The 20,129-nt window shown below is 34.6% G+C and carries 20 protein-coding genes; 6 read left to right on the top strand and 14 right to left on the bottom strand.

Features of this window, described 5'->3' with window-relative positions:
• Positions 1-10 precede the first annotated feature (10 nt).
• Positions 11-1,447, bottom strand: coding sequence for a glutamate synthase subunit beta (locus CRN91_RS03580; protein ID WP_114115077.1), 1,437 nt, complete (start codon positions 1,445-1,447; stop codon positions 11-13).
• A 152-nt stretch (positions 1,448-1,599) separates the two neighbouring features.
• Between CRN91_RS03580 and rplS the strand changes: the two genes are divergently transcribed.
• Both rplS and xerD read left to right on the top strand, forming a co-directional pair.
• Positions 1,600-1,950 carry a 50S ribosomal protein L19 gene (gene rplS / locus CRN91_RS03575; protein WP_114115076.1) on the top strand — a complete coding sequence of 117 codons (351 nt, stop codon included), beginning with the start codon at positions 1,600-1,602 and terminating at the stop codon, positions 1,948-1,950.
• 83 nt (positions 1,951-2,033) lie between these two features.
• Positions 2,034-2,915 carry a site-specific tyrosine recombinase XerD gene (xerD, locus tag CRN91_RS03570; RefSeq protein WP_114115075.1) on the top strand — a complete coding sequence of 294 codons (882 nt, stop codon included), beginning with the start codon at positions 2,034-2,036 and terminating at the stop codon, positions 2,913-2,915.
• Between the two features lie 16 nt (positions 2,916-2,931).
• Here xerD and CRN91_RS03565 read toward each other — a convergent pair whose 3' ends face one another.
• The 7 genes from CRN91_RS03565 to carA all read right to left on the bottom strand — a co-directional run bounded on the left by CRN91_RS03565 (position 2,932) and on the right by carA (position 10,726).
• Positions 2,932-3,639 (bottom strand): GNAT family N-acetyltransferase, encoded by a 708-nt coding sequence (locus CRN91_RS03565; protein ID WP_114115074.1) that lies wholly within the window; start codon positions 3,637-3,639, stop codon positions 2,932-2,934.
• A gap of 42 nt (positions 3,640-3,681) precedes the next feature.
• Positions 3,682-4,125: a GNAT family N-acetyltransferase gene (locus tag CRN91_RS03560; protein ID WP_114115073.1), complete on the bottom strand. Its 444-nt coding sequence runs from the start codon at positions 4,123-4,125 to the stop codon at positions 3,682-3,684.
• 2 nt (positions 4,126-4,127) lie between these two features.
• A complete protein-coding gene (locus tag CRN91_RS03555; RefSeq protein ID WP_114115072.1) occupies positions 4,128-5,255 on the bottom strand; it encodes an aminotransferase class V-fold PLP-dependent enzyme in 1,128 nt (375 codons plus the stop codon).
• A gap of 71 nt (positions 5,256-5,326) precedes the next feature.
• Positions 5,327-5,854, bottom strand: coding sequence for an adenine phosphoribosyltransferase (locus tag CRN91_RS03550; RefSeq protein ID WP_114115071.1), 528 nt, complete (start codon positions 5,852-5,854; stop codon positions 5,327-5,329).
• A 39-nt stretch (positions 5,855-5,893) separates the two neighbouring features.
• The gene (gene greA / locus CRN91_RS03545; protein ID WP_114115070.1) at positions 5,894-6,370 is read right to left on the bottom strand and encodes a transcription elongation factor GreA; all 477 of its coding nucleotides are present in this window, start codon (positions 6,368-6,370) and stop codon (positions 5,894-5,896) included.
• A gap of 9 nt (positions 6,371-6,379) precedes the next feature.
• The gene (gene carB, locus CRN91_RS03540; RefSeq protein ID WP_114115069.1) at positions 6,380-9,586 is read right to left on the bottom strand and encodes a carbamoyl-phosphate synthase large subunit; all 3,207 of its coding nucleotides are present in this window, start codon (positions 9,584-9,586) and stop codon (positions 6,380-6,382) included.
• Between the two features lie 18 nt (positions 9,587-9,604).
• Positions 9,605-10,726 carry a glutamine-hydrolyzing carbamoyl-phosphate synthase small subunit gene (gene carA / locus CRN91_RS03535; protein ID WP_114115068.1) on the bottom strand — a complete coding sequence of 374 codons (1,122 nt, stop codon included), beginning with the start codon at positions 10,724-10,726 and terminating at the stop codon, positions 9,605-9,607.
• A 122-nt stretch (positions 10,727-10,848) separates the two neighbouring features.
• On the opposite strand from carA, the gene thiS reads away from it, so the two are divergent.
• Complete coding sequence (gene thiS / locus CRN91_RS03530; RefSeq protein WP_114115067.1) at positions 10,849-11,049, top strand: sulfur carrier protein ThiS; 201 nt, start codon at positions 10,849-10,851, stop codon at positions 11,047-11,049.
• A gap of 10 nt (positions 11,050-11,059) precedes the next feature.
• On the opposite strand, the gene prmA is transcribed toward thiS, so the two are convergent.
• Genes prmA through CRN91_RS03500 form a run of 6 tightly spaced genes read right to left on the bottom strand, consistent with a single transcriptional unit; the run spans position 11,060 to position 16,636 of the window.
• Positions 11,060-11,941 (bottom strand): 50S ribosomal protein L11 methyltransferase, encoded by an 882-nt coding sequence (gene prmA / locus CRN91_RS03525; RefSeq protein ID WP_114115066.1) that lies wholly within the window; start codon positions 11,939-11,941, stop codon positions 11,060-11,062.
• 45 nt (positions 11,942-11,986) lie between these two features.
• Positions 11,987-14,584 carry an alanine--tRNA ligase gene (gene alaS / locus CRN91_RS03520; RefSeq protein ID WP_114115065.1) on the bottom strand — a complete coding sequence of 866 codons (2,598 nt, stop codon included), beginning with the start codon at positions 14,582-14,584 and terminating at the stop codon, positions 11,987-11,989.
• Positions 14,585-14,631: 47 nt separating this feature from the next.
• Positions 14,632-14,961, bottom strand: coding sequence for a type II toxin-antitoxin system PemK/MazF family toxin (locus CRN91_RS03515; protein WP_254424967.1), 330 nt, complete (start codon positions 14,959-14,961; stop codon positions 14,632-14,634).
• Positions 14,946-15,155 carry an AbrB/MazE/SpoVT family DNA-binding domain-containing protein gene (locus CRN91_RS03510; protein WP_114115063.1) on the bottom strand — a complete coding sequence of 70 codons (210 nt, stop codon included), beginning with the start codon at positions 15,153-15,155 and terminating at the stop codon, positions 14,946-14,948. The genes CRN91_RS03515 and CRN91_RS03510 overlap by 16 nt, the downstream gene beginning before the upstream one ends.
• Positions 15,156-15,197: 42 nt before the next feature.
• Entirely contained in the window at positions 15,198-15,812 is a 615-nt protein-coding gene (locus tag CRN91_RS03505) for an L-threonylcarbamoyladenylate synthase (protein ID WP_114115062.1), read from the bottom strand.
• Positions 15,812-16,636: a PHP domain-containing protein gene (locus CRN91_RS03500; RefSeq protein WP_114115061.1), complete on the bottom strand. Its 825-nt coding sequence runs from the start codon at positions 16,634-16,636 to the stop codon at positions 15,812-15,814. The genes CRN91_RS03505 and CRN91_RS03500 overlap by 1 nt, the downstream gene beginning before the upstream one ends.
• Before the next feature lie 119 nt (positions 16,637-16,755).
• Between CRN91_RS03500 and CRN91_RS03495 the strand changes: the two genes are divergently transcribed.
• The 3 genes from CRN91_RS03495 (at position 16,756) to galU (ending at position 20,091) form a co-directional block, all read left to right on the top strand.
• Positions 16,756-17,229: a transcription termination/antitermination NusG family protein gene (locus CRN91_RS03495; protein WP_168177011.1), complete on the top strand. Its 474-nt coding sequence runs from the start codon at positions 16,756-16,758 to the stop codon at positions 17,227-17,229.
• A gap of 56 nt (positions 17,230-17,285) precedes the next feature.
• The gene (gene glmS / locus CRN91_RS03490; RefSeq protein ID WP_114115059.1) at positions 17,286-19,133 is read left to right on the top strand and encodes a glutamine--fructose-6-phosphate transaminase (isomerizing); all 1,848 of its coding nucleotides are present in this window, start codon (positions 17,286-17,288) and stop codon (positions 19,131-19,133) included.
• A 127-nt stretch (positions 19,134-19,260) separates the two neighbouring features.
• Positions 19,261-20,091 (top strand): UTP--glucose-1-phosphate uridylyltransferase GalU, encoded by an 831-nt coding sequence (gene galU / locus CRN91_RS03485; RefSeq protein WP_114115058.1) that lies wholly within the window; start codon positions 19,261-19,263, stop codon positions 20,089-20,091.
• Positions 20,092-20,129: the final 38 nt, after the last annotated feature.

Raw genomic sequence — 20,129 nt, 5'->3', positions numbered from 1 at the left:
TTAAACCTTATTAATCTGCAAGAAAATTATCGACACTCTTTGCAACACCTCTACCCTCGTTAATTGCCCATACAACTAGTGATTGGCCTCTTCGACAGTCGCCAGCAGAAAAAATACCTGACTTTGAAGTACTGAATTCTCCATGCTCAGCCTTATAGTTACCCCTTTCATCTATTTCTATTTTGGCATCATCACTTAGATAATGCTCAGGCGAAACAAAACCCATTGAAAGTAATACTAACTGGGCATCCCAAGTTTTTTCAGTATCTTTAATTTCATTTAATTTTCCATTTACAAACTCAACATTAACAGTTTTGATACCACTAACTTTATCATTACTATCTTTAATGAAAGATTTTGTTAAAAGTTGATATTCCCTTGGGTCTTTTCCAAAAACCTTATGGGATTCTTCATGGCCATAGTCAACACGAAAAATTGTTGGCCACTCTGGCCAAGGGTTACCTTCTGAACGATCAGAAGGGGGTTGGCTCATTAGTTCAAAATTTGTAATAGACTTAGCACCTTGTCTAAGGGCTGTTCCAATACAATCAGTTCCAGTATCTCCACCTCCAATTACTATTACGTCTTTGCCTTGTGCTGAGAATTCACTATCATCAGCAACACCATCATTAAGAAGGCTTTTAGTGTTTGAAGTTAAAAAATCCATAGCGGGATAAATACCTGAAGCACTTCGATTTTCAGCTGGAAGATCTCTAGCATTTGTAGATCCAGTAGCAAAAATAACAGCATCAAACTTCGACTGCAATTCTGCTGTTGAAATGTCTCTTCCAATATCAATATTAGTGGAGAATTTAATACCTTCTTGTCTTAAAAGCTCGACTCTACGATCAACAATGTCTTTACCTAACTTCATATTTGGGATGCCATACATTAAAAGCCCCCCAATGCGATCGCTTCTTTCATAAACTGTAACTGAATGGCCCATTTGGTTTAGTTCATCTGCAGCAGCAAGGCCAGCTGGTCCAGATCCAACAATCACAACTTTTTTACCAGATCGAGATTCAACATCTCTAACTTTAATCCAGCCCTCTTCAAAACCTTTATCGACAATAGCTAATTCAATATTTTTAATAGTTACTGCTGGATTATTTAAACCGAGAACACATGATCCTTCGCATGGTGCAGGACAAACTCGGCCAGTAAATTCAGGAAAATTATTTGTCTTCTCTAGACGCTCTAAAGCCTCTTGCCATTCATTGTTGTAAACTAGATCATTCCATTCTGGGATTAAATTATCTATTGGGCAGCCATTTGAAGACTGACAAAAAGGCACTCCACAATCCATACAACGAGAGCCTTGTTCTTGGAGTTGGTCTAAATTATGGGTGCCAGAAAAAATCTCATCAAAATCTTGGATACGAGTTCCAACATCTCTATAAGACTCAACCTCTCTATCTAGCTCCAAAAAACCAGTTACTTTACCCATCATTTATTCTTGCTATTTACAAGATTAGATTATCTCATAATATATAAAAAATAAAGTGATTAATAAAAATTATATGCCTCTAGAGTTCTTGTAAGGAAAAGAAAACCTCTGTATAATCACCTGATTTTGAAAAACCCTTAAAAGGCATAAACGTGAATTTAATTAATCAAATTGAGAATGAGCAACTGAAATCAGATATACCTGAATTTTCATCAGGTGACACTGTGGTTGTTCAGGTTAAGGTTCGTGAAGGAACTCGTGAAAGATTACAGGCCTTTGAAGGTGTTGTTATTGCTAAGAAAAATCGAGGACTAAATTCTGCTTTTACTGTTAGAAAAATCTCCCATGGTGAAGGTGTTGAAAGAGTTTTTCAAACACACTCTAATATGATTGATAGTATTTTAGTGAAGCGAAGTGGTAAAGTTCGTAAAGCGAAACTTTACTACTTACGTGGTCTAACTGGAAAGGCTGCCAGAATTACTGAAAAACTAAAAAAGAAATAATTTTTTCTTATTCTTAAATGCCAGTTAATTTACTGGCATTTTTTTTGCCTAATCTATAAAAGACTCAAGTAGAATAACTAAAGATGAATAACGACCTGATAGACCAATTTATTGATTTCTACTGGTTGACAACTGGTGCTAGTAAAAATACTCTTAGTGCCTATCGCTCTGATATAAAAATATTTAGTGATTGGCTTAATGAAAACTCACTTAAAGATGTCAATCACGATATGATTTTAGATTATTTATCTTATAGAAAAGATACTAGGATAAGCCCATCAACTCAGTCTAGATTTCTGACTTGCCTTCATTCTTTTTATCAATATTTAATAGCTAATAAGCTCATAAAAATTGATCCTACTGAGCAATTATCTTATCCAAAATTAGAAAAAAAATTACCTATATTTTTAAATATTCAAGAAGTAGAAAGGTTACTAGATACTCCAAACAGCTCATCATTATTTGGACAAAGGGATCGAGCAATGCTTGAACTTTTATACTCCTGTGGCCTTAGGGTTTCTGAGTTAATTAATTTAAGTTACCATAATATAAATCTCAAAGAAGAATTTATTCGTATTCATGGAAAAGGAAATAAAGAGAGACTACTTCCAATGGGAGAGCTTGCTATTGATTATTTAACAAAATATGAGATTAATTCTAGACCAATATTACTAAAAAATGGTCAGAGTGATAGTTATTTCTTATCTAATAGGGGCAAGGCAATGTCCAGACAAAATTTCTTTTATATAATTAAAGGTTATGCAGCTCAAGCAGGAATTGAAAAGCCTTTATCTCCTCATTCATTAAGGCATGCTTTTGCAACTCATCTTGTTCAAAAAGGGGCTGACTTACGTTCAGTTCAGTTGATGCTTGGTCATAGTGATATTTCTAGTACGCAGCTTTACACGCATATTCAAAATGCACAACTTAAGACTCAACACGAGAAGCACCACCCAAGAGGGTAATATTTTATATTTGGATTTAAGAGCAATCCATATTGTCAATCTTATAAAGCAAAGGTTTTGTTAAAGATGAAAGAGAATATTTTGATTTTTCATCAAGATTAATGTCTGATAAAAATTGGTGAAAACATTTTTGAATGACCTGCCAGTCTTTATCAATGATAGCAAACCAGGCTGTGTCACGGTTTCGGCCTTTACTGATAGTCATTTGTCTAAATACACCTTCATAAGAAAAGCCTAATCTTTGAGCTGCCTTTCTAGATCTCATATTTAAAGCATTACATTTCCACTCATATCTTCTATAGCCATTATCAAATGCCCACTGCATCATTAAAAACATCGCCTCCGTTCCTTCAGTTGTTCTTTGAAGAAGTGGGGAATAATTGATATGGCCAACTTCAATTAAACCTTCGTTAGGATTAATTCTTAGATAACTTGCAATACCAATCGCTTTTTTTAATTTTTTACTAATTATGGCAAAAAAAACTGGATCGTCATGCTCTTCAAATGACTGTATCCAATCTATATAATCACTTAAACTTTCAAATGGACCATAAGGGAGATACTCCCAATTAATACCTTCCTTATCAAGTGCATTAGCCATAAAAAGTTCCTCAGCAAATTTATTTGCAATTAATGGCTTTATAGAGACTAATTTACCGTCAATAGAAATTCCTTTAGGATGAGGGGGAACTTTGAATCCACTTACAACTTCTCCTTTTTTCATGATGGTTCAATGTTAAATTATTTAAAATTAGTATTAAAAAAATTAGCTACTTTGCATTTGGTAAGTAACAAAATCTATCACTCCAGAAAGTTTGTCGTAAACTTTTCGAGCCCTATGGTTATCACTGGCAGTAATCCATCTCACGTATGGCCAATTATTTGCCTTAGCAATCGACTTAAGCTCTTTAAATAATAATTGAACTGCACCTGAACCTCTAAAATCAGGATGAATGTATAAATCATCTAAAAAACCAACAAGAGAGCCTCTTAAAGGAGATGGCATCTCACGAAAATGCATAAATCCAATAAGCTCACCTTCACTAGATTTAACTCCTATTGCATAAAATTTTATTTCTTTATCAAAAATCCAAGACCAGACCTTATCAAGAATGTCATCATTCATTGGCATTTTGTAGAATTCAGCATAGCCTTCATAAAGCATGCTCCATTCATTTCTATCAGATGACTTTAACTTTTCTACAATCAAAATTAAATTACTTTATTAAGTGCATGCTCGAGATTACGCACAGCAGAATCAACATCTTTCAACTTATCCAGGCCAAACAAACCAAGACGAAATGTTTGATAATCTTCACCCTCATCACATTGAAGTGGGACTCCTGCAGCGATTTGCATTCCTATATCTTTAAATTTTGAACCATTATGAATTTCTTTATCAGCAGTATAACTAACGACCACTCCTGGAGCATGATAACCATCTGCAGCAACGCTTTTGATATTATATTTTTTAAGAAGTAGACGAACTTTATCACCAAGTTCTTGCTGTTTTTTACATGCGTTATCAAAACCAAAATCAGCAGTTTCATTAATTGTATCCCTGAAGTGTTTAATAGCATCTGTTGGCATTGTGGCATGATAGGCATGCCCTCCACTTTCATATGTCTTCATAATTTGATGCCATTTGAGTAAGTCACAAGAAAAACTTGTACTTTTAGTTTCATTTATCTTATGACCTGCATTTTTTGAAAGCATCACCATACCAAATGCAGGTGAAGCACTCCACCCTTTTTGAGGGGCACTAATTAAGACATCTACTCCACAGTATTTCATATCAACCCATATTGCACCTGAAGCAATACAATCTAAAACAAACATGCCACCCACAGAATGAATTGCGTTTGCAACAGCTTTAATATAATCATTAGGTAGAATTACTCCAGATGAAGTTTCAACATGAGGTGCAAAAACCATAGCTGGTTTTTTATCCTTAATTAAGTTTATTACTTCATTAATATCTGGTGGAGCAAATGGAGCTTGAGGGTCTTCACTAATCCTTTGGGCTTTTAAAACAATTTCTTCAGAAGGAATATCTCCCATTTCAAAGATCTGAGACCAGCGAAAACTAAACCAGCCATTTCTTAGTACTAAACAACTTTGATTTGTAGCAAACTGACGAGCTACAGCCTCCATTGCATAGGTCCCACCTCCAGGAACTAAAATAACCTCATCTGCTTTATAAACCTCTTTTAAAGACGTTGAGACATCATTCATTACTTTATGAAATGAATCAGACATATGATTAAGAGATCTATCAGTGTAGACCACTGAATATTCTAAGAGTCCATCAGGATCAATATTATTTAAAAGGCCTGGCATTAAAAAACTCCATTAAAAAAATAAAAAATACAATTTGATTTTAATACAGGAAGGCCTTAATGAAAATTAATTTATTCACCCTCAAATTCACATAAAGTAAATACTTTTTGACCAATACCTTCAAGTCTAGCCCTCCCCCCTATATCGGGTAAATCAATAATAAAACAACATTCGACTATTTGACCCTCCATTTTTTCTACAATTTTTACAGCTGCCTCCGCTGTTCCTCCTGTAGCAATAAGATCATCAACAATTAAAACCTTTTCACCTGCCCTAATAGCGTCAGAATGAATTTCAATTTGATCAGAACCGTACTCTAAATCATAATCTTGGCTAATAGTTTTAGCAGGTAACTTGCCTGGCTTTCTTATTAAAATAAGGCCAACATTTAAAATATATGCTAAAGGTGCACCTAGAATAAAACCTCTGGCTTCAATTGCAGCAATTTTATCAATTTTTAAATCTTTATACCTCTCAGACAGCTTATTAATTGAATCACGAAGACCTTCTGGATCCTCAAACAATGTCGTAATATCTCTAAACATTACACCATCAATTGGGTAATTTTTAATTGTTCGGATTTTAGATTTAATTGACATTGTGATAGCTTTTACTTAAAAAAGAATTGACTTTATTTTTTAGATATATTGAACTTCAAGAATTTCATAGAGTATATCTCCAATAGGTGCTTTTACAGTAACCTCATCACCCTCTTCATTGCCTAATAATGCTTTAGCAATTGGAGAGTGGCAGGAAATCTTTCCTAATGAAATATCTGACTCATCTTCTCCAACAATTTGATAAATAGTTTCACTATCATCTGACAAATTTAAAAGAGTGATTGTTGTCCCAAAAACACAACGTCCGTCCTGATTGAGTTGCTTAACATCAATTAATTGCATTCTGGATAATTTTGACTCAATCTCTTGAATACGTCCTTCAATAAAACCTTGCTCCTCTTTTGCAGCATGATATTCTGCATTCTCTTTTAAATCACCATGCTCTCTTGCAGTTGCTATATCAGCCACAATTCTAGGGCGCTCTTCATCCTTGAGTCTTAATAACTCAGCTTCAAGTGCTTTTGACCCATTAACAGTCATTGGTATTGTATCCATAAAGCTTTTTTAGTAAAGTGATTGTAAAGACCTAACTGCTAGCTTATCATGAGTCTTTAATCCATCAAGCATTGCAAAGGCAGCGGCAACGGTTGTTGTACAAGGAATCTTATGAATTAACGCCTGACAGCGAATAACAGCAGCATCTTCCAATCCTTGACTATCCTCCGTAGAGTTAATAATCAAGTTAATTTCATCATTTTTTATCGAATCAACAATATGCGGAGAACCCTCCGATACTTTATTAACCATTGTACATTCTAAGCCTGCTTTTTGTAAAATTTCTTGATTTGTTCTGGTTGCTACAAGCTCAAAACCTTGAATAATGAGGCCCTGACCAAGCTCAACTAACCTTTCTCTATCAAGTTTCCTAAGACTTACAAATACCTTACCACTAGTTGGAATAATGTCCCCAGCAGCAAGGAAAGCCTTGTCACAAGCAGATGGAAAATCATATCCAATTCCCATAACCTCACCAGTTGATCGCATTTCTGGCCCTAAAAATGGATCCACTCCTAAAAATTTATTAAATGGAAAGACTGACTCTTTAACTGAAAAATGTTTAGGAACAATCTCAGTAGTAAAGTTCTGCTCTTTCAGTGACTTCCCAATCATTACTCGGGCCGCAATATTTGCAAGAGGTGCCCCAGTAGCTTTTGAAACAAAAGGTACTGTTCTTGAAGCTCTTGGATTAACCTCAATAACATAAATTTCATTATCTTGGTAAGCTAACTGGGTATTCATTAAACCAATAACATTAAGCTCTCTAGCCATTAATTTAACTTGTCTTCGCATCTCATCAAGAACTTCACTTGGAAGTGAATATGGGGGTAAAGAGCATGCTGAATCTCCAGAATGAATTCCTGCTTGCTCAATATGCTCCATAATCCCACCAATAACAATATCCACTCCATCACATATGACATCAATATCAACTTCAATTGCATGATCTAGAAATGAATCGAGTAATACAGGTGAATCATTTGAAACTTTTACGGCATTTGTCATATAACGTTCAAGACTATCTTTATCATAAACAATCTCCATAGCCCGACCACCTAAAACATAGGAGGGCCTTACAACTAAAGGAAATCCAATATTATCTGCAATTATAATGGCCTCTTCTTGGGAGCGAGCTGTACCATTTACAGGTTGTTTCAAGCCTAACTTTTGAATCATTTTTTGAAAGCGCTCTCTATCTTCAGCGAGATCAATAGAGTCTGGACTTGTACCTATAATATTTGCCCCATTTTTTTCAAGAGCAGCTGCCAGCTTTAGTGGAGTTTGTCCACCATAATGAACAATAATACCTTCAGGTTTTTCTATATCTATTACAGCTAAAACATCTTCAAGAGTTAAAGGCTCAAAATATAATCTGTTAGAAACATCATAATCCGTAGAAACAGTTTCAGGATTACAGTTAACCATGATTGTTTCATAACCATCTTCTTGCAATGCAAGCGAAGCATGAACGCAGCAGTAATCAAATTCAATACCTTGGCCAATTCTATTTGGACCGCCACCTAATATCATAATTTTTTTATTACTAGTTGGATTGGCCTCACACTCAGATTGATATGTTGAATAAAGGTAAGCTGTCTGAGTGTCAAACTCAGCTGCACAACTATCAACCCTCTTAAAAACTGGTGTTACATTTAGTGACTTTCTTGTAATTCTCAAATCTTCTTCAGAACATTCAAGAAGCTCTGACAAGCGTTTATCAGAAAAACCTTTTTGCTTAAGTTTAAGCATAATTTCAACATTAATTTCATCTAGTAATAAGCCTTTTATATTCTCCTCAGAAATCACAAGATCCTCTATTTGAGCTAAGAACCAAGGATCAATTTTAGAAAGGTCAAAAGCCTCTTTTAAGCTCATCCCCATTCGAAACCCATCAGCTAAGTAAAATATTCTATCTGCTCCAGCAGAGAGGAGCTCACCTCTAATTTTTCCTTTCGAATCATCTGCCGTTATGTCAACTATAGGGTTAAGCCCTGATTTATCTGTCTCAAGACCCCTAAGAGCTTTTTGAAAAGACTCTTGAAATGAAGAGCCCATTGCCATTACTTCACCAACAGATTTCATCTGAGTAGTGAGACGATCATCAGCTTTTGGAAACTTTTCAAATGCGAACCTTGGAATTTTTGTTACAACATAATCAATTGATGGTTCAAATGATGCCGGTGTTTTGCCTCCAGTAATATCATTGTCAAGCTCATCCAATGTATAACCAATAGCTAGTTTGGCAGCAACTTTTGCAATTGGAAAGCCAGTAGCTTTGGAGGCTAATGCAGAGGAGCGAGACACCCTTGGATTCATCTCAATAATAGTTAACCTACCATTTTCTGGATTAACTGCGAATTGAACATTTGAACCCCCAGTATCAACACCAATCTCTCTAAGAACCTTCAAAGAAGCATTACGCATAACTTGATATTCTTTGTCAGTAAGAGTTTGAGCTGGAGCGACAGTAATAGAATCTCCAGTATGAATGCCCATAGGGTCAAAATTTTCAATCGCACAAACAATTATGCAGTTATCTTTATTATCACGAACAACTTCCATTTCAAATTCTTTCCAACCTAGAATTGACTCTTCAATTAAAAGTTCATTAGTAGGAGATAAATCAAGCCCTCGCTGACAAATTTCAACAAATTGCTCCTTGTTATATGCAATACCTCCACCAGACCCACCCATTGTAAATGACGGCCTAATAATAGTTGGATAACCAACTTGCTCTTGAACTTTAAGAGCCTCATCAATAGTATGAGCAATTGCAGCCTGTGGCATATCAAGCCCAATTTTTAACATGGCTTTACGAAATAATTCTCTGTCTTCAGCCTTATCGATTGCCTCTTTATTCGCACCAATCATTTCAACTTTATGCTTATCTAAAACGCCATGACGATCTAGATCTAATGCACAATTAAGTGCTGTCTGGCCTCCCATAGTAGGTAATATAGCGCTGGGTTTTTCTTTTTCAATAATTTTTTCTAATGTTTTCCACTCGATTGGTTCAATATAAGTGGCATCAGCCATTTTAGGGTCAGTCATTATAGTGGCAGGGTTCGAGTTCACTAAGATTACTCGATATCCCTCCTCTCGAAGGGCTTTGCAGGCCTGTGCTCCAGAATAATCAAATTCACAAGCCTGACCAATCACAATTGGGCCAGCACCAATAATTAAAATACTTTTTATATCTTGTCTTTTAGGCATTATTTACTAGTATATTTTTCATTTTGACATCTGCTTGATAAATTCGTCAAATAACATGCTTACATCATGAGGTCCGGGAGATGCTTCTGGATGACCTTGAAAACTGTATGCAGATTTATTTTTAATTTTAATTCCTTGGATTGTTTTATCAAATAAAGATCTATGGGTTACCTCTATAACCTTTGGAAGAGAATCTTCTGATACTGAAAATCCATGATTTTGGGAGGTAATCAATACAGAGTGTGATTTTAATTCTTGGACCGGATGATTTGCACCATGATGACCAAATTTCATTTTTTCAGTTTTGGCACCACACGCAAGAGCCAAGAGTTGGTGTCCTAAGCAAATACCAAAGATTGGCACATCATGTTGAAGAAGTTTTTGAATATTTTTAATAGCATAATCACAAGGCTCTGGATCACCGGGACCATTTGATAAGAACACACCATCAGGTTTCATAGCGAGTAATTTATCAGCAGAAGTTTTAGCATTAAAGACAGTCAATTCGCAACCTCTATCAGCAAGCATTCTTAGGATATTTTTCTTAATGCCATAGTCATATACAGCTACTTTAAATTTAGATGTATTATTATTAAAATTTGATTTCTCTAGATCAAATGATCCTTGATTAAAACTATATGTTTTAGAGGTTGATACGACCTTTGCCAAATCCATATTCTTTAGTCCTAAAAACCCTTTAGCTTTTTGAATCGCATCTTCTGGAACAATTTCATCTGCAGCTAATATACAGCCTTTTAGAGCCCCATTAATTCTTAGATGTCTTGTTAATGCTCGAGTATCAATATTAGAAATTGCAACGATATTATTGCTTGATAAATAATTTTCAAGACTCAACTCTGATCGCCAATTACTATGAGCAAGTGGCAAGTCTCTAATAATTAAGCCAGAGACATAGATACCTGAAGACTCTTGGTCAACTATATTAATACCAGTATTACCAATATGGGGGTATGTTAATGCTACGATTTGGTGAGAGTAAGATGGGTCTGTCAATATTTCTTGATACCCAGTCATTGCAGTATTAAAAACCACCTCACCAACTGTTTCTCCAAAAGAGCCAATTGATTCGCCCAAAAAATACTTACCATCTTCTAATGCTAGTATGGCTGTTTTGGGCAAAAAAAAATCTCCTTTGGGGATGAAACTTGTCAAAATTTTACCATGTGTTTAACGTTAATTTATCTTGAATTTTTTAATCCAATGCTATAATTAAGTTGTAAATTCAAAACTTATTCAAATTAATGAAAATTATAGTTAATGGTAAAAAAATAGAACTACCTCAGCAATCAAATATTGAGGATTTGATGGTTTTCTTGGGCTATCAAAATCAGAGAGTTGCTATAGAAATTAATGAATTGATTATTCCTAAATCCAACCATTCCTCTTATTTATTAAAAGATAAGGATAAGGTTGAGATAATTAATGCAGTGGGTGGTGGTTAAAAAATTAAACTTACAGTTTTCTCTTCCCAGTAATCCTATTCCATTCATCAATATTTGCTACTTCTATATCAAAAAAATACTCTTTATAGCAATCTAAAACCTTATCAACCTGCTGTTTCAATATTCCAGATAATAGGAGTACTCCATTTGGATTGACTGAAGAAGCAAATAATGGGGCTAATTCTATTAGTGGGTTAGTTAAGATATTAGCTATTAATAAATCACATTTTTCTTTGATAACTAAGTTATTTGAATGAATAGTTTTAATTAATCCTTCACAATGATTATTGATAACATTTTCTTTGCAAGCAATAACTGCTTGAGGATCATTATCAATTGCTAGCAGACTTGAAGCACCTAACTTTGCAGCAGCAATTGCCAAAATTCCAGTTCCACAACCAAAATCAATAACTCTTTTATCCTTTGGTGGATTGGCATCAAGGTAATTAAGACACAAACTTGTTGTTTGGTGAGTTCCTGTTCCAAAAGCAAGGCCAGGGTCCATATTAACTATGATAGAATCATTAGGTAATTTAATTTGAGACTCCCAAGAAGGAAAAACCCAAAGTCTTTTTCCAAATTTCATTGGCTGAAAATCTTTTTTAAATTCCTCCTCCCAAGCTCGGTCTTTAAGATGTGATGAAGTAAGCACTTTAATATTACATATTTCAAAAATAGAATCTTTGATACTTTCTTGATTTATATCTGATGAAAACAATGCATTAATTTCTACATCGTCCCATAAAGGTGTCTGGCCCACTGGTGGCTCATAAATAGCTTCATCATATGCATCTTTATAAGTAATAGAGATACTTCCTAAACCAATAAGAACCTCTGATACAAGATCAGCTTGTTGTTTTTTAACTTGAAAAGATAATTGCTTCCAATTCATTAGATAAATTATAACCTTGGCTAAATTTAGGCTACTTATCTATTACTAAATTAAATCTTTAACCGAACTCAAAGCTTTTGGTAACCCTTTAGGCTTAGTACCTCCTCCTTGAGCCATATCTGCGCGTCCGCCACCCTTACCACCTATCTGAATTGCAACATGATTTAAGATCGAACCAGCTTGATACTTATCAGTTAGATTTTTCGTAACAGAGGATACTAGTGAGACCTTATTGTCAGAAATGCTTGCCAAAACAACCACCGCTGAACCTAACTTATCTTTAAGCTTATCCGCTAAATCCCTTAAATCCTTAGCCGCAACGTCTGTAACCTCAGTCGCTAAGACTTTAACGCCATTTATATCAATCGCTTTTTGAATTAAATCATCACTTTGATCACCAGCTAGTTGTTTTTGATAAGTAGCTAGTTGTTTTTCAAGTGTTTTTTGATTACTAATCAGTTGCTTAACTTTTTCTGTAACTTTTAAATTACTTGATTTTGTTAAGTTAACAATTTGATTTATATCATTTTCATTTTTTTTATCAAGCTCATAAGCTTCTATCCCTGTAATTGCCTCAATTCTTCTTATTCCTGAAGAAATTCCACTTTCAGAAATGATCTTAAACCTTCCAATATCTCCTAATCTCTCAACATGGGTTCCGCCACAAAGTTCAACAGAAAAATTTTCATCTCCCATTGTGAGTAATCTCACTAAATCACCATACTTTTCTCCAAAAAGTGCCATAGCACCTTTATTCTTAGCACTATCGATATCAGTCTCTTCAGTAGTGACTTTTGAATTACCTAAAATTTGCTCGTTAACTAATAGTTCAATCTTATCAATTGCAGATCTTGATAAAACCTCATCATGAGAAAAATCAAACCTTAATTTATCAGATTCTACCAATGATCCCTTTTGATGCACCTGATCTCCCAATATCTGCCTTAAAGCTTCATGCAAAAGATGAGTTGCAGAGTGATTATTCATAATTTTTTTACGCCTTTTCAAATCAATTTTTGCCTCTACTTTGTCACCAACCTTAAGAGAGCCAATTGACTGAATACCATAATGTTCAAAAGCGTTTGAAGTTTGTTTTTGTGTATCAGAAACTTGAAATTGTGAACCTTTTATTGAGATACTTCCATGATCTCCACTCTGACCACCTGACTCACCATAAAAACTGCTTTTATCTAAAACTATAATTGCTTCTTCACCTTCATTAACTTTATTTACAGACTTATTGTTTCTAATAACTGCTTTTACAGTAGCCTTATTCTCATATAATTCATAGCCTAAAAACTCAGTTGCAGCACTTATAGAAACTGATGACTTTTTAGAATCAAAGTCGCCTGCTTTTCGAGCACGCTGCTTCTGAAGCATCATTTCTGTTTCAAAACTTTTCATATCAATAGTTAAGTAACGCTCTCTTGCCACGTCTGCTGTTAAGTCAACTGGAAAACCGTATGTATCATATAGCTTAAATGCCAACTCTCCACTAATCTCTTCTCCACTAAGTTCATTAATCGCATTATTAAGAATATCCATACCAATATCTAAGGTTTGGGCAAATCGCTCCTCTTCCTTTTTTAAAATTTTCTCTACACTAGACTGAACTGAAATTAACTCTGGATATGCGCTTTTATTTTGTTTGGCTAATGTTGATACTAATTTATAAAAAAAAGTTTTATTAATGCCAAGTTTATGACCATGTCGAATAGCCCTTCTAATTATTCTGCGTAGAACATATCCTCGACCCTCATTAGAAGGAATAATACCATCAACCACCATAAACGCTGTAGAACGAATATGATCAGCTATAACTCTTACTGAGGCATTACTATCTTGAACTTTTTCAGTCTTAGGTGTAAGCTTAACTATGTCTTTTGTTAACTCTTTAAAACTATCAATATCATAATTATTGTTTTCATGTTGCATTACAGCCGCAAGTCTCTCTAGTCCCATTCCAGTGTCAACACCTTTTGACTTTAGAGGCTCTAATTCTCCATCTGATTGTCTTTCAAACTGCATAAAAACAAGGTTCCAAATCTCAATAAATCTATCGCCATCTTCTTCTGGAGTTCCTGGAGGACCTCCAGCAATATGCTCACCATGATCATAAAAAATTTCACTACAAGGCCCACATGGACCAGTATCTCCCATTTGCCAGAAGTTATCTTTCTCTCCACAACGTGAAATTCTATCTGCAGGAAAACCTATTTCATTAACCCAAATATCAAAAGCCTCATCATCGTCTTTGTAAATACTTACCCATAACCTTTCCTTTGGTAATTTAATCTCCTCAGTAAGAAAACTCCAAGCAAACCTAATGGCCTCACTTTTAAAGTAATCTCCAAAACTAAAGTTACCCAACATTTCAAAAAAAGTATGATGTCGTGCGGTATATCCCACATTATCTAAATCATTATGCTTCCCTCCAGCTCTAACGCACCTTTGACAAGATACAGCTCGATTAAAAGAAGATTTAGTTGCACCTGTAAAAATATCTTTAAAAGGCACCATTCCAGAGTTGACAAATAACAGTGTATTATCATTATGAGGAACTAAGGATGCACTCTGCTGAATTGCATGCCCATGACTTTCAAAATAAGTTAAAAATTTCTGTCTTATTTCAGCAGTTTTCATTTTTTTTTGTAACTATTAAATTAATCATAATTATACTCTCAGCCTTCTTACAGGGCAAAGAACTCTTGCAGACAGTCACATAACCTTGCCTGAACTTCTGACTCTAGTTCTCCCATTTTCTTAATAAAAGATAATTTATCAATTGATCTAATTTGATCTACCATGACATAGCCTTTTGCATTATCAAATTCACATTCAATTCTACTTTGAAGATTTTCAGTTGAAGTTGTCATTGGTGCAACTACAAGATTAGGTAAATCATTTAATTCATTAGGTGAAATGATTGTGCATAAGCCAAGATTATCTACTACTCTTCCATTATTAGGATTTTTCATGACCAACCAAACATCAAAACGCTCCATTAGTCTTTCCACCATTCCCAAATTGCCATAGGTTTTACTTCATTATGATGTCTCTCCCAACCAGATCGAGCTTTTTTTTGTGAGGTAATTAATAACCCACTATCTAAAACCACAAAATCTAACTCTTTATTATCTAAATTAGCTAAAGAAATTATTGGTTTAGGAATTCTTATTCCTTGGGAGTTGCCTATTTTAATGATTTGAGCCATAAATGTAATTATATTGTAATTACATTATAAATGCAAACATTTCTAAGTCACAAACTCAAGACTTCCATTACCATTTCTTAAAACTAAAACTTCATCATTAGATAAATCAATAATCGTTGTAGGCTCTGGAGGGCAATGACCTGAATCTATTATAAGGGCATTTGATCCATGTAATACTTCTTTGACATCATTAGAATTATAAAATTCATAACCTTCTATCTTTAAAGAAACACTCATCATTGGTTCCATTAAATTTTCAAGAATTGATTGGACAACAGGATTACTAGAAACCCTGATTCCTATTGTTTTTCTCTTTCCATTTAGTAATCTATTTGGGATATCTTTAGTTCCCTCTAAAATAAAAGTATAAGCACCAGGTAATATTTTTTTTAACAACCTAAATCCAGAGTTATTTAATTTAGCATATTCACCAATATGCGATAGATCTTTCATCATTAATGTAAAGTGATGATGTTTCCTTAACTTCCTAATATTAATAATCTGGTCCATTGCATTTTTATTTCCTAATGCGCATCCTAATGCGTAGCCTGAGTCAGTTGGATAGGCAATAATTCCTCCATTCTCTAGTAAATCAACAACTTCTTTAATTAAGCGATACTGAGGATTTTCAGGATGAATACTTAAGACTTTAGACATTAAAGGTACCTCCAAACTGCTCTTTCAATATTTGGAAGATTCTTTAAATTACCTATTCGAATTCTTTGATTTGGCCATCCATGAAAATCAGAACCGCACGATGCTAGCAAATTATAGTCATTTGTCCATTGATTACTCAATTTGACCTCTTCTTCTGTACTTGTGCCAGTGACAACTTCTAGCCCATCACCCTGTACCTCTTTGAAATCAATTAGCAACTTTTTAATCTTAGTATTTGTCATTCTATATCTTAAGGGATGAGCAATAAGGGCTTTACCACCAGCAGCATGAATCCAATGAACAACCTCTTCAAAACCTCTCCACTCAACCCCGACTCCCCCAGGTTTTTTACCTGTTAAATAGCGCCTAAATACTGCCTTCATGTCTTTACAATAACCCTCACTAATTAACATTTGCGCAAAATGCGTTCGAGTTAACATGTCCGTTTTACTAAAGCTTTGCGTTTTCTCAAGTGCATCTTTAATTCCAGAACGCCAGAGTCCAAGAGCTATTTTTTCTGCTCTTTCTTTTCGTAATTTTTGATTATGCTCTAAGCCAGTTTGTAAGATATCATTATTAATGTCTATCCCGAGCCCTAAAATATGAATGGCCATATTTCGCCAAAATGCAGATATTTCAACGCCATTAATAAGATTTAAGTTTAATTTATCTGCCTCTAATTTAGCCTCTGCAGAACCTTCAGTAGTATCATGATCGGTTAATGAGAACAATTCACAACCAGCTTGACTTGCGAGTTTAACAACTTCGCTTGGAGAAAGTATGCCATCTGAATAGAATGAATGACTGTGAAGATCAATTTTCATAATAATTAAGATTATAATCAATAAATTAATTTAGCGTACATCGGGATTAACAAAGTTGAAAATATAACTTAGCGTTCAATTGTTGAACAAAAATCAATATATGGCTTATAATGAGATGCATGAAAAATTGGTATCTAATCAAAACAAAGACAAGACAAGAAAGTACTGCAGTAATAAATCTTGAAAATCAAGAATATATTACTTATTGTCCTATAGTTAAAATTAACAAAAAGAATGTGGTTTTATTTCCAGGCTATATATTTATTTATCTTGATAAAAATAATGAAAATTGGTCGCCAATTCGCTCAACTAAAGGTGTAATAAATTTTGTTAGATTTGGTTCAAACTATGCCCAAGTTCCTGAACATATTATTGAATATATTCGAGTCAATCAAGCCAATTCAGAAGAAAAACTAAAAAAACTAAGTAAATTTAAAAAAGGCGATAAAGTGCAAATAACAGATGGAGTATTTAAAAACTGTATTGCTATTTTTAAATCCTACAAATCTGAAGAGCGAATTATTTTATTGATGAAGGTATTAGGCCAACAACAAGCCATAAATATTAAGCAAGAACTATTAGTTGCTCTATAATTATCATTCCTTAGTTAGAACTTACTTTTTTTATTTTCCAATCTATTAAATAATTTATGTGCGGCATTGTTGGAGGCATTACTACTAAAAATATCACTCCACTACTAATGGATGGGTTGAAGCGACTAGAATACCGAGGTTATGACTCATCTGGACTAGTAATACTATCACAAGACAATAAGCTGTTGCGGGAACGAGCTGCTGGAAAAGTTAAGAATCTTGAAAATAAATTAAAGCTAGTAAAATCTAAACTTGAAGGTAACGTCGGTTTAGCGCATACTCGATGGGCGACTCATGGCAAGCCATCAGTCAAAAATGCACATCCACATATTTCAAAAAAATCAATTAGTTTGGTGCACAATGGGATTATTGAAAATTACATTGAACTGAAAGATTTACAAATGAAGCAAGGCTATGAGTTTACTTCTGAAACTGATACTGAGGTTATTGTGCATGCAATTGACCATGCTCTTAAGTCATCCGATTCTTTACTTAAAGCAACTCAAAAAGTAATAAAAACACTTGATGGCTCATATGGGATTGGGGTTCTTTCATCCAAATACCCAGACCAAATTATTGCTACAAGAAAGGGCTCCCCATTGGTAATAGGAATTGGTGACAATGGTAATTATGTTGCATCAGACCAAATGGCACTTTTGTCTTTAACTGATAAATTTATTTTTCTAGAAGAGGGAGATATTGCTGAAATTAAATTAGATAAAATTACTATTTATGATTTAAATGATAATTTAGTTGAGCGCCCTATCAAAACCTCCAAGTTAAAAATAGCTCAGATTGATTTAGAGGGTAATGACCATTTTATGCAAAAAGAAATCTTTGAGCAGCCACAAGCAATAAGAGATACTCTTGAATCACGCATTACAAAAAATTCTGTTGTTATTCCAGCTTTTGGGTATGATGCTGAAAAAATATTTCAGAAAATCAGGCAAGTACAAATTGTTGCTTGCGGCACAAGTTATCATGCTGGTCTAGTGGCTAAATATTGGCTCGAAGATATAGCCAAAGTACCATGCAATGTTGAAGTTGCAAGTGAATATCGCTACCGTAACCCTATCTTTTTAAATGGCACTCTCTTTGTTACTCTCTCACAAAGTGGGGAAACAGCTGACACAGTTGAGGCTCTAAAAACAGCTAAGAAAATAAACAGCAGTATTATCTCTCTTTGCATAAGTAATTCTGCAGAATCTAGCCTTACTAGACTTTCTGATTTAAATTTTTTAACTCATGCCGGCCCTGAAATTGGCGTTGCAAGCACAAAAGCTTTTACTACCCAACTAGTTGCTCTATCATTACTAGTTTGCTCTATAGGTAAATTAAAAAATACAATTAACATAAAGCAAGAGAAAAAAATTGTTGACGGTTTAAGGAGATTGCCAGGACTAATTAACAATGCGTTACTGCAAGAACCGCAAATTAAAAAATTAGCAGCGCGCTTTAAAGATAAAAATAGTGCTCTTTTTTTAGGAAGAGGAACTATGTATGCTATTGCGATGGAAGGCGCACTAAAACTAAAAGAAATTAGTTATATTCATGCTGAGGCATATCCCGCTGGAGAATTAAAACATGGGCCAATTGCACTGATTGACAAAAATATGCCAGTAATTGCAATCGCTCCAAACGATGAACTATTAGGCAAACTTAAATCAAATCTACAGGAAGTAAAATCAAGAGGTTCACAGATGATTGTTTTTGAAGATGAAGATTCAAAAGTGCAAGAAATGGAGGCAATGGAAGTAATCCAAATTACCTCAAACCTTGGACGGATTTCTGCGCCTATTATCTTTACAATACCCCTTCAGCTGTTAAGCTATCATGTTGCCCTAATAAAAGGTACTGATGTCGACAAGCCAAGAAATTTAGCTAAATCCGTCACCGTTGAATAAGATATTATATTTGGCACTTTTAGTATTTTTATTGCTGTGTTATTTGATTAATATGAGTGTCCATAAAAACAGAGCGGTGCATCTGGTATAACATAATTATAAAAATGAACAAAAAAGGTAGTAATAAATGATAAAAAAATGTCTTTTCCCTGCGGCTGGTTATGGAACCCGTTTTTTACCAGCTACCAAAGCAGTCCCCAAAGAAATGCTTCCAATACTAACCAAACCTTTATTGCAATATGGAGTTGAAGAGGCACTGTCTGCAGGCATAACTAATATGGCAATTGTTACAGGTAGGGGCAAGAGAGCCATTGAGGATCACTTTGATAATTCATTTGAACTTGATATGCAATTAAGTGGCACTTCAAAAGAATTCCACCTAAAGGAAATTAAAGAGATAATTAAGAACTCGACCTTTACCTATGTTCGCCAAAAACAAATGCTTGGACTAGGTCACGCCATACTTACAGGTGAGCCCCTTATTGAGAATGAGCCTTTTGCTGTAATTCTTGCAGATGACCTGTGTGATTGCGATGAAAGTGGGATTATTTCGCAATTAATTAAAATATACAACAAATATAAATGCTCAGTCGTGGCCATTGAAGAAGTCCCAATGTACCAAACCAGCAAATATGGAATTATCGCTGGCAAACTAGTCGATGAGACAAGGGATACTTATCGTGTAACCAATATGATTGAGAAACCTGAGCCAAAAGATGCACCAACCAACATGGCAATTATTGGACGCTATATCCTAACGCCAGATATTTTTGATATTCTTCGAAACACTAAGCCGAGCAAAGGTGGTGAAATTCAAATCACCGATGCACTTCTCACTCAAGCCAAACAAGGCAAGGTAATTGCCTATAAATTTAAAGGAAAGCGCTTTGATTGCGGCAGTATTAAGGGCTATATAGAAGCTACAAATTACTTTGCCAAACATCAGGGTATTGTCTAAGCCTTAAGAAAAAAAAATTAACCCCAATGGCATGTGCG

The sequence above is a fragment of the Candidatus Thioglobus sp. NP1 genome, from assembly GCF_003326015.1.
In the GTDB taxonomy this organism is placed as follows: Bacteria; Pseudomonadota; Gammaproteobacteria; order PS1; family Pseudothioglobaceae; genus Pseudothioglobus; species Pseudothioglobus singularis_A.
This window is presented reverse-complemented; position numbering and strand designations above follow the sequence as displayed.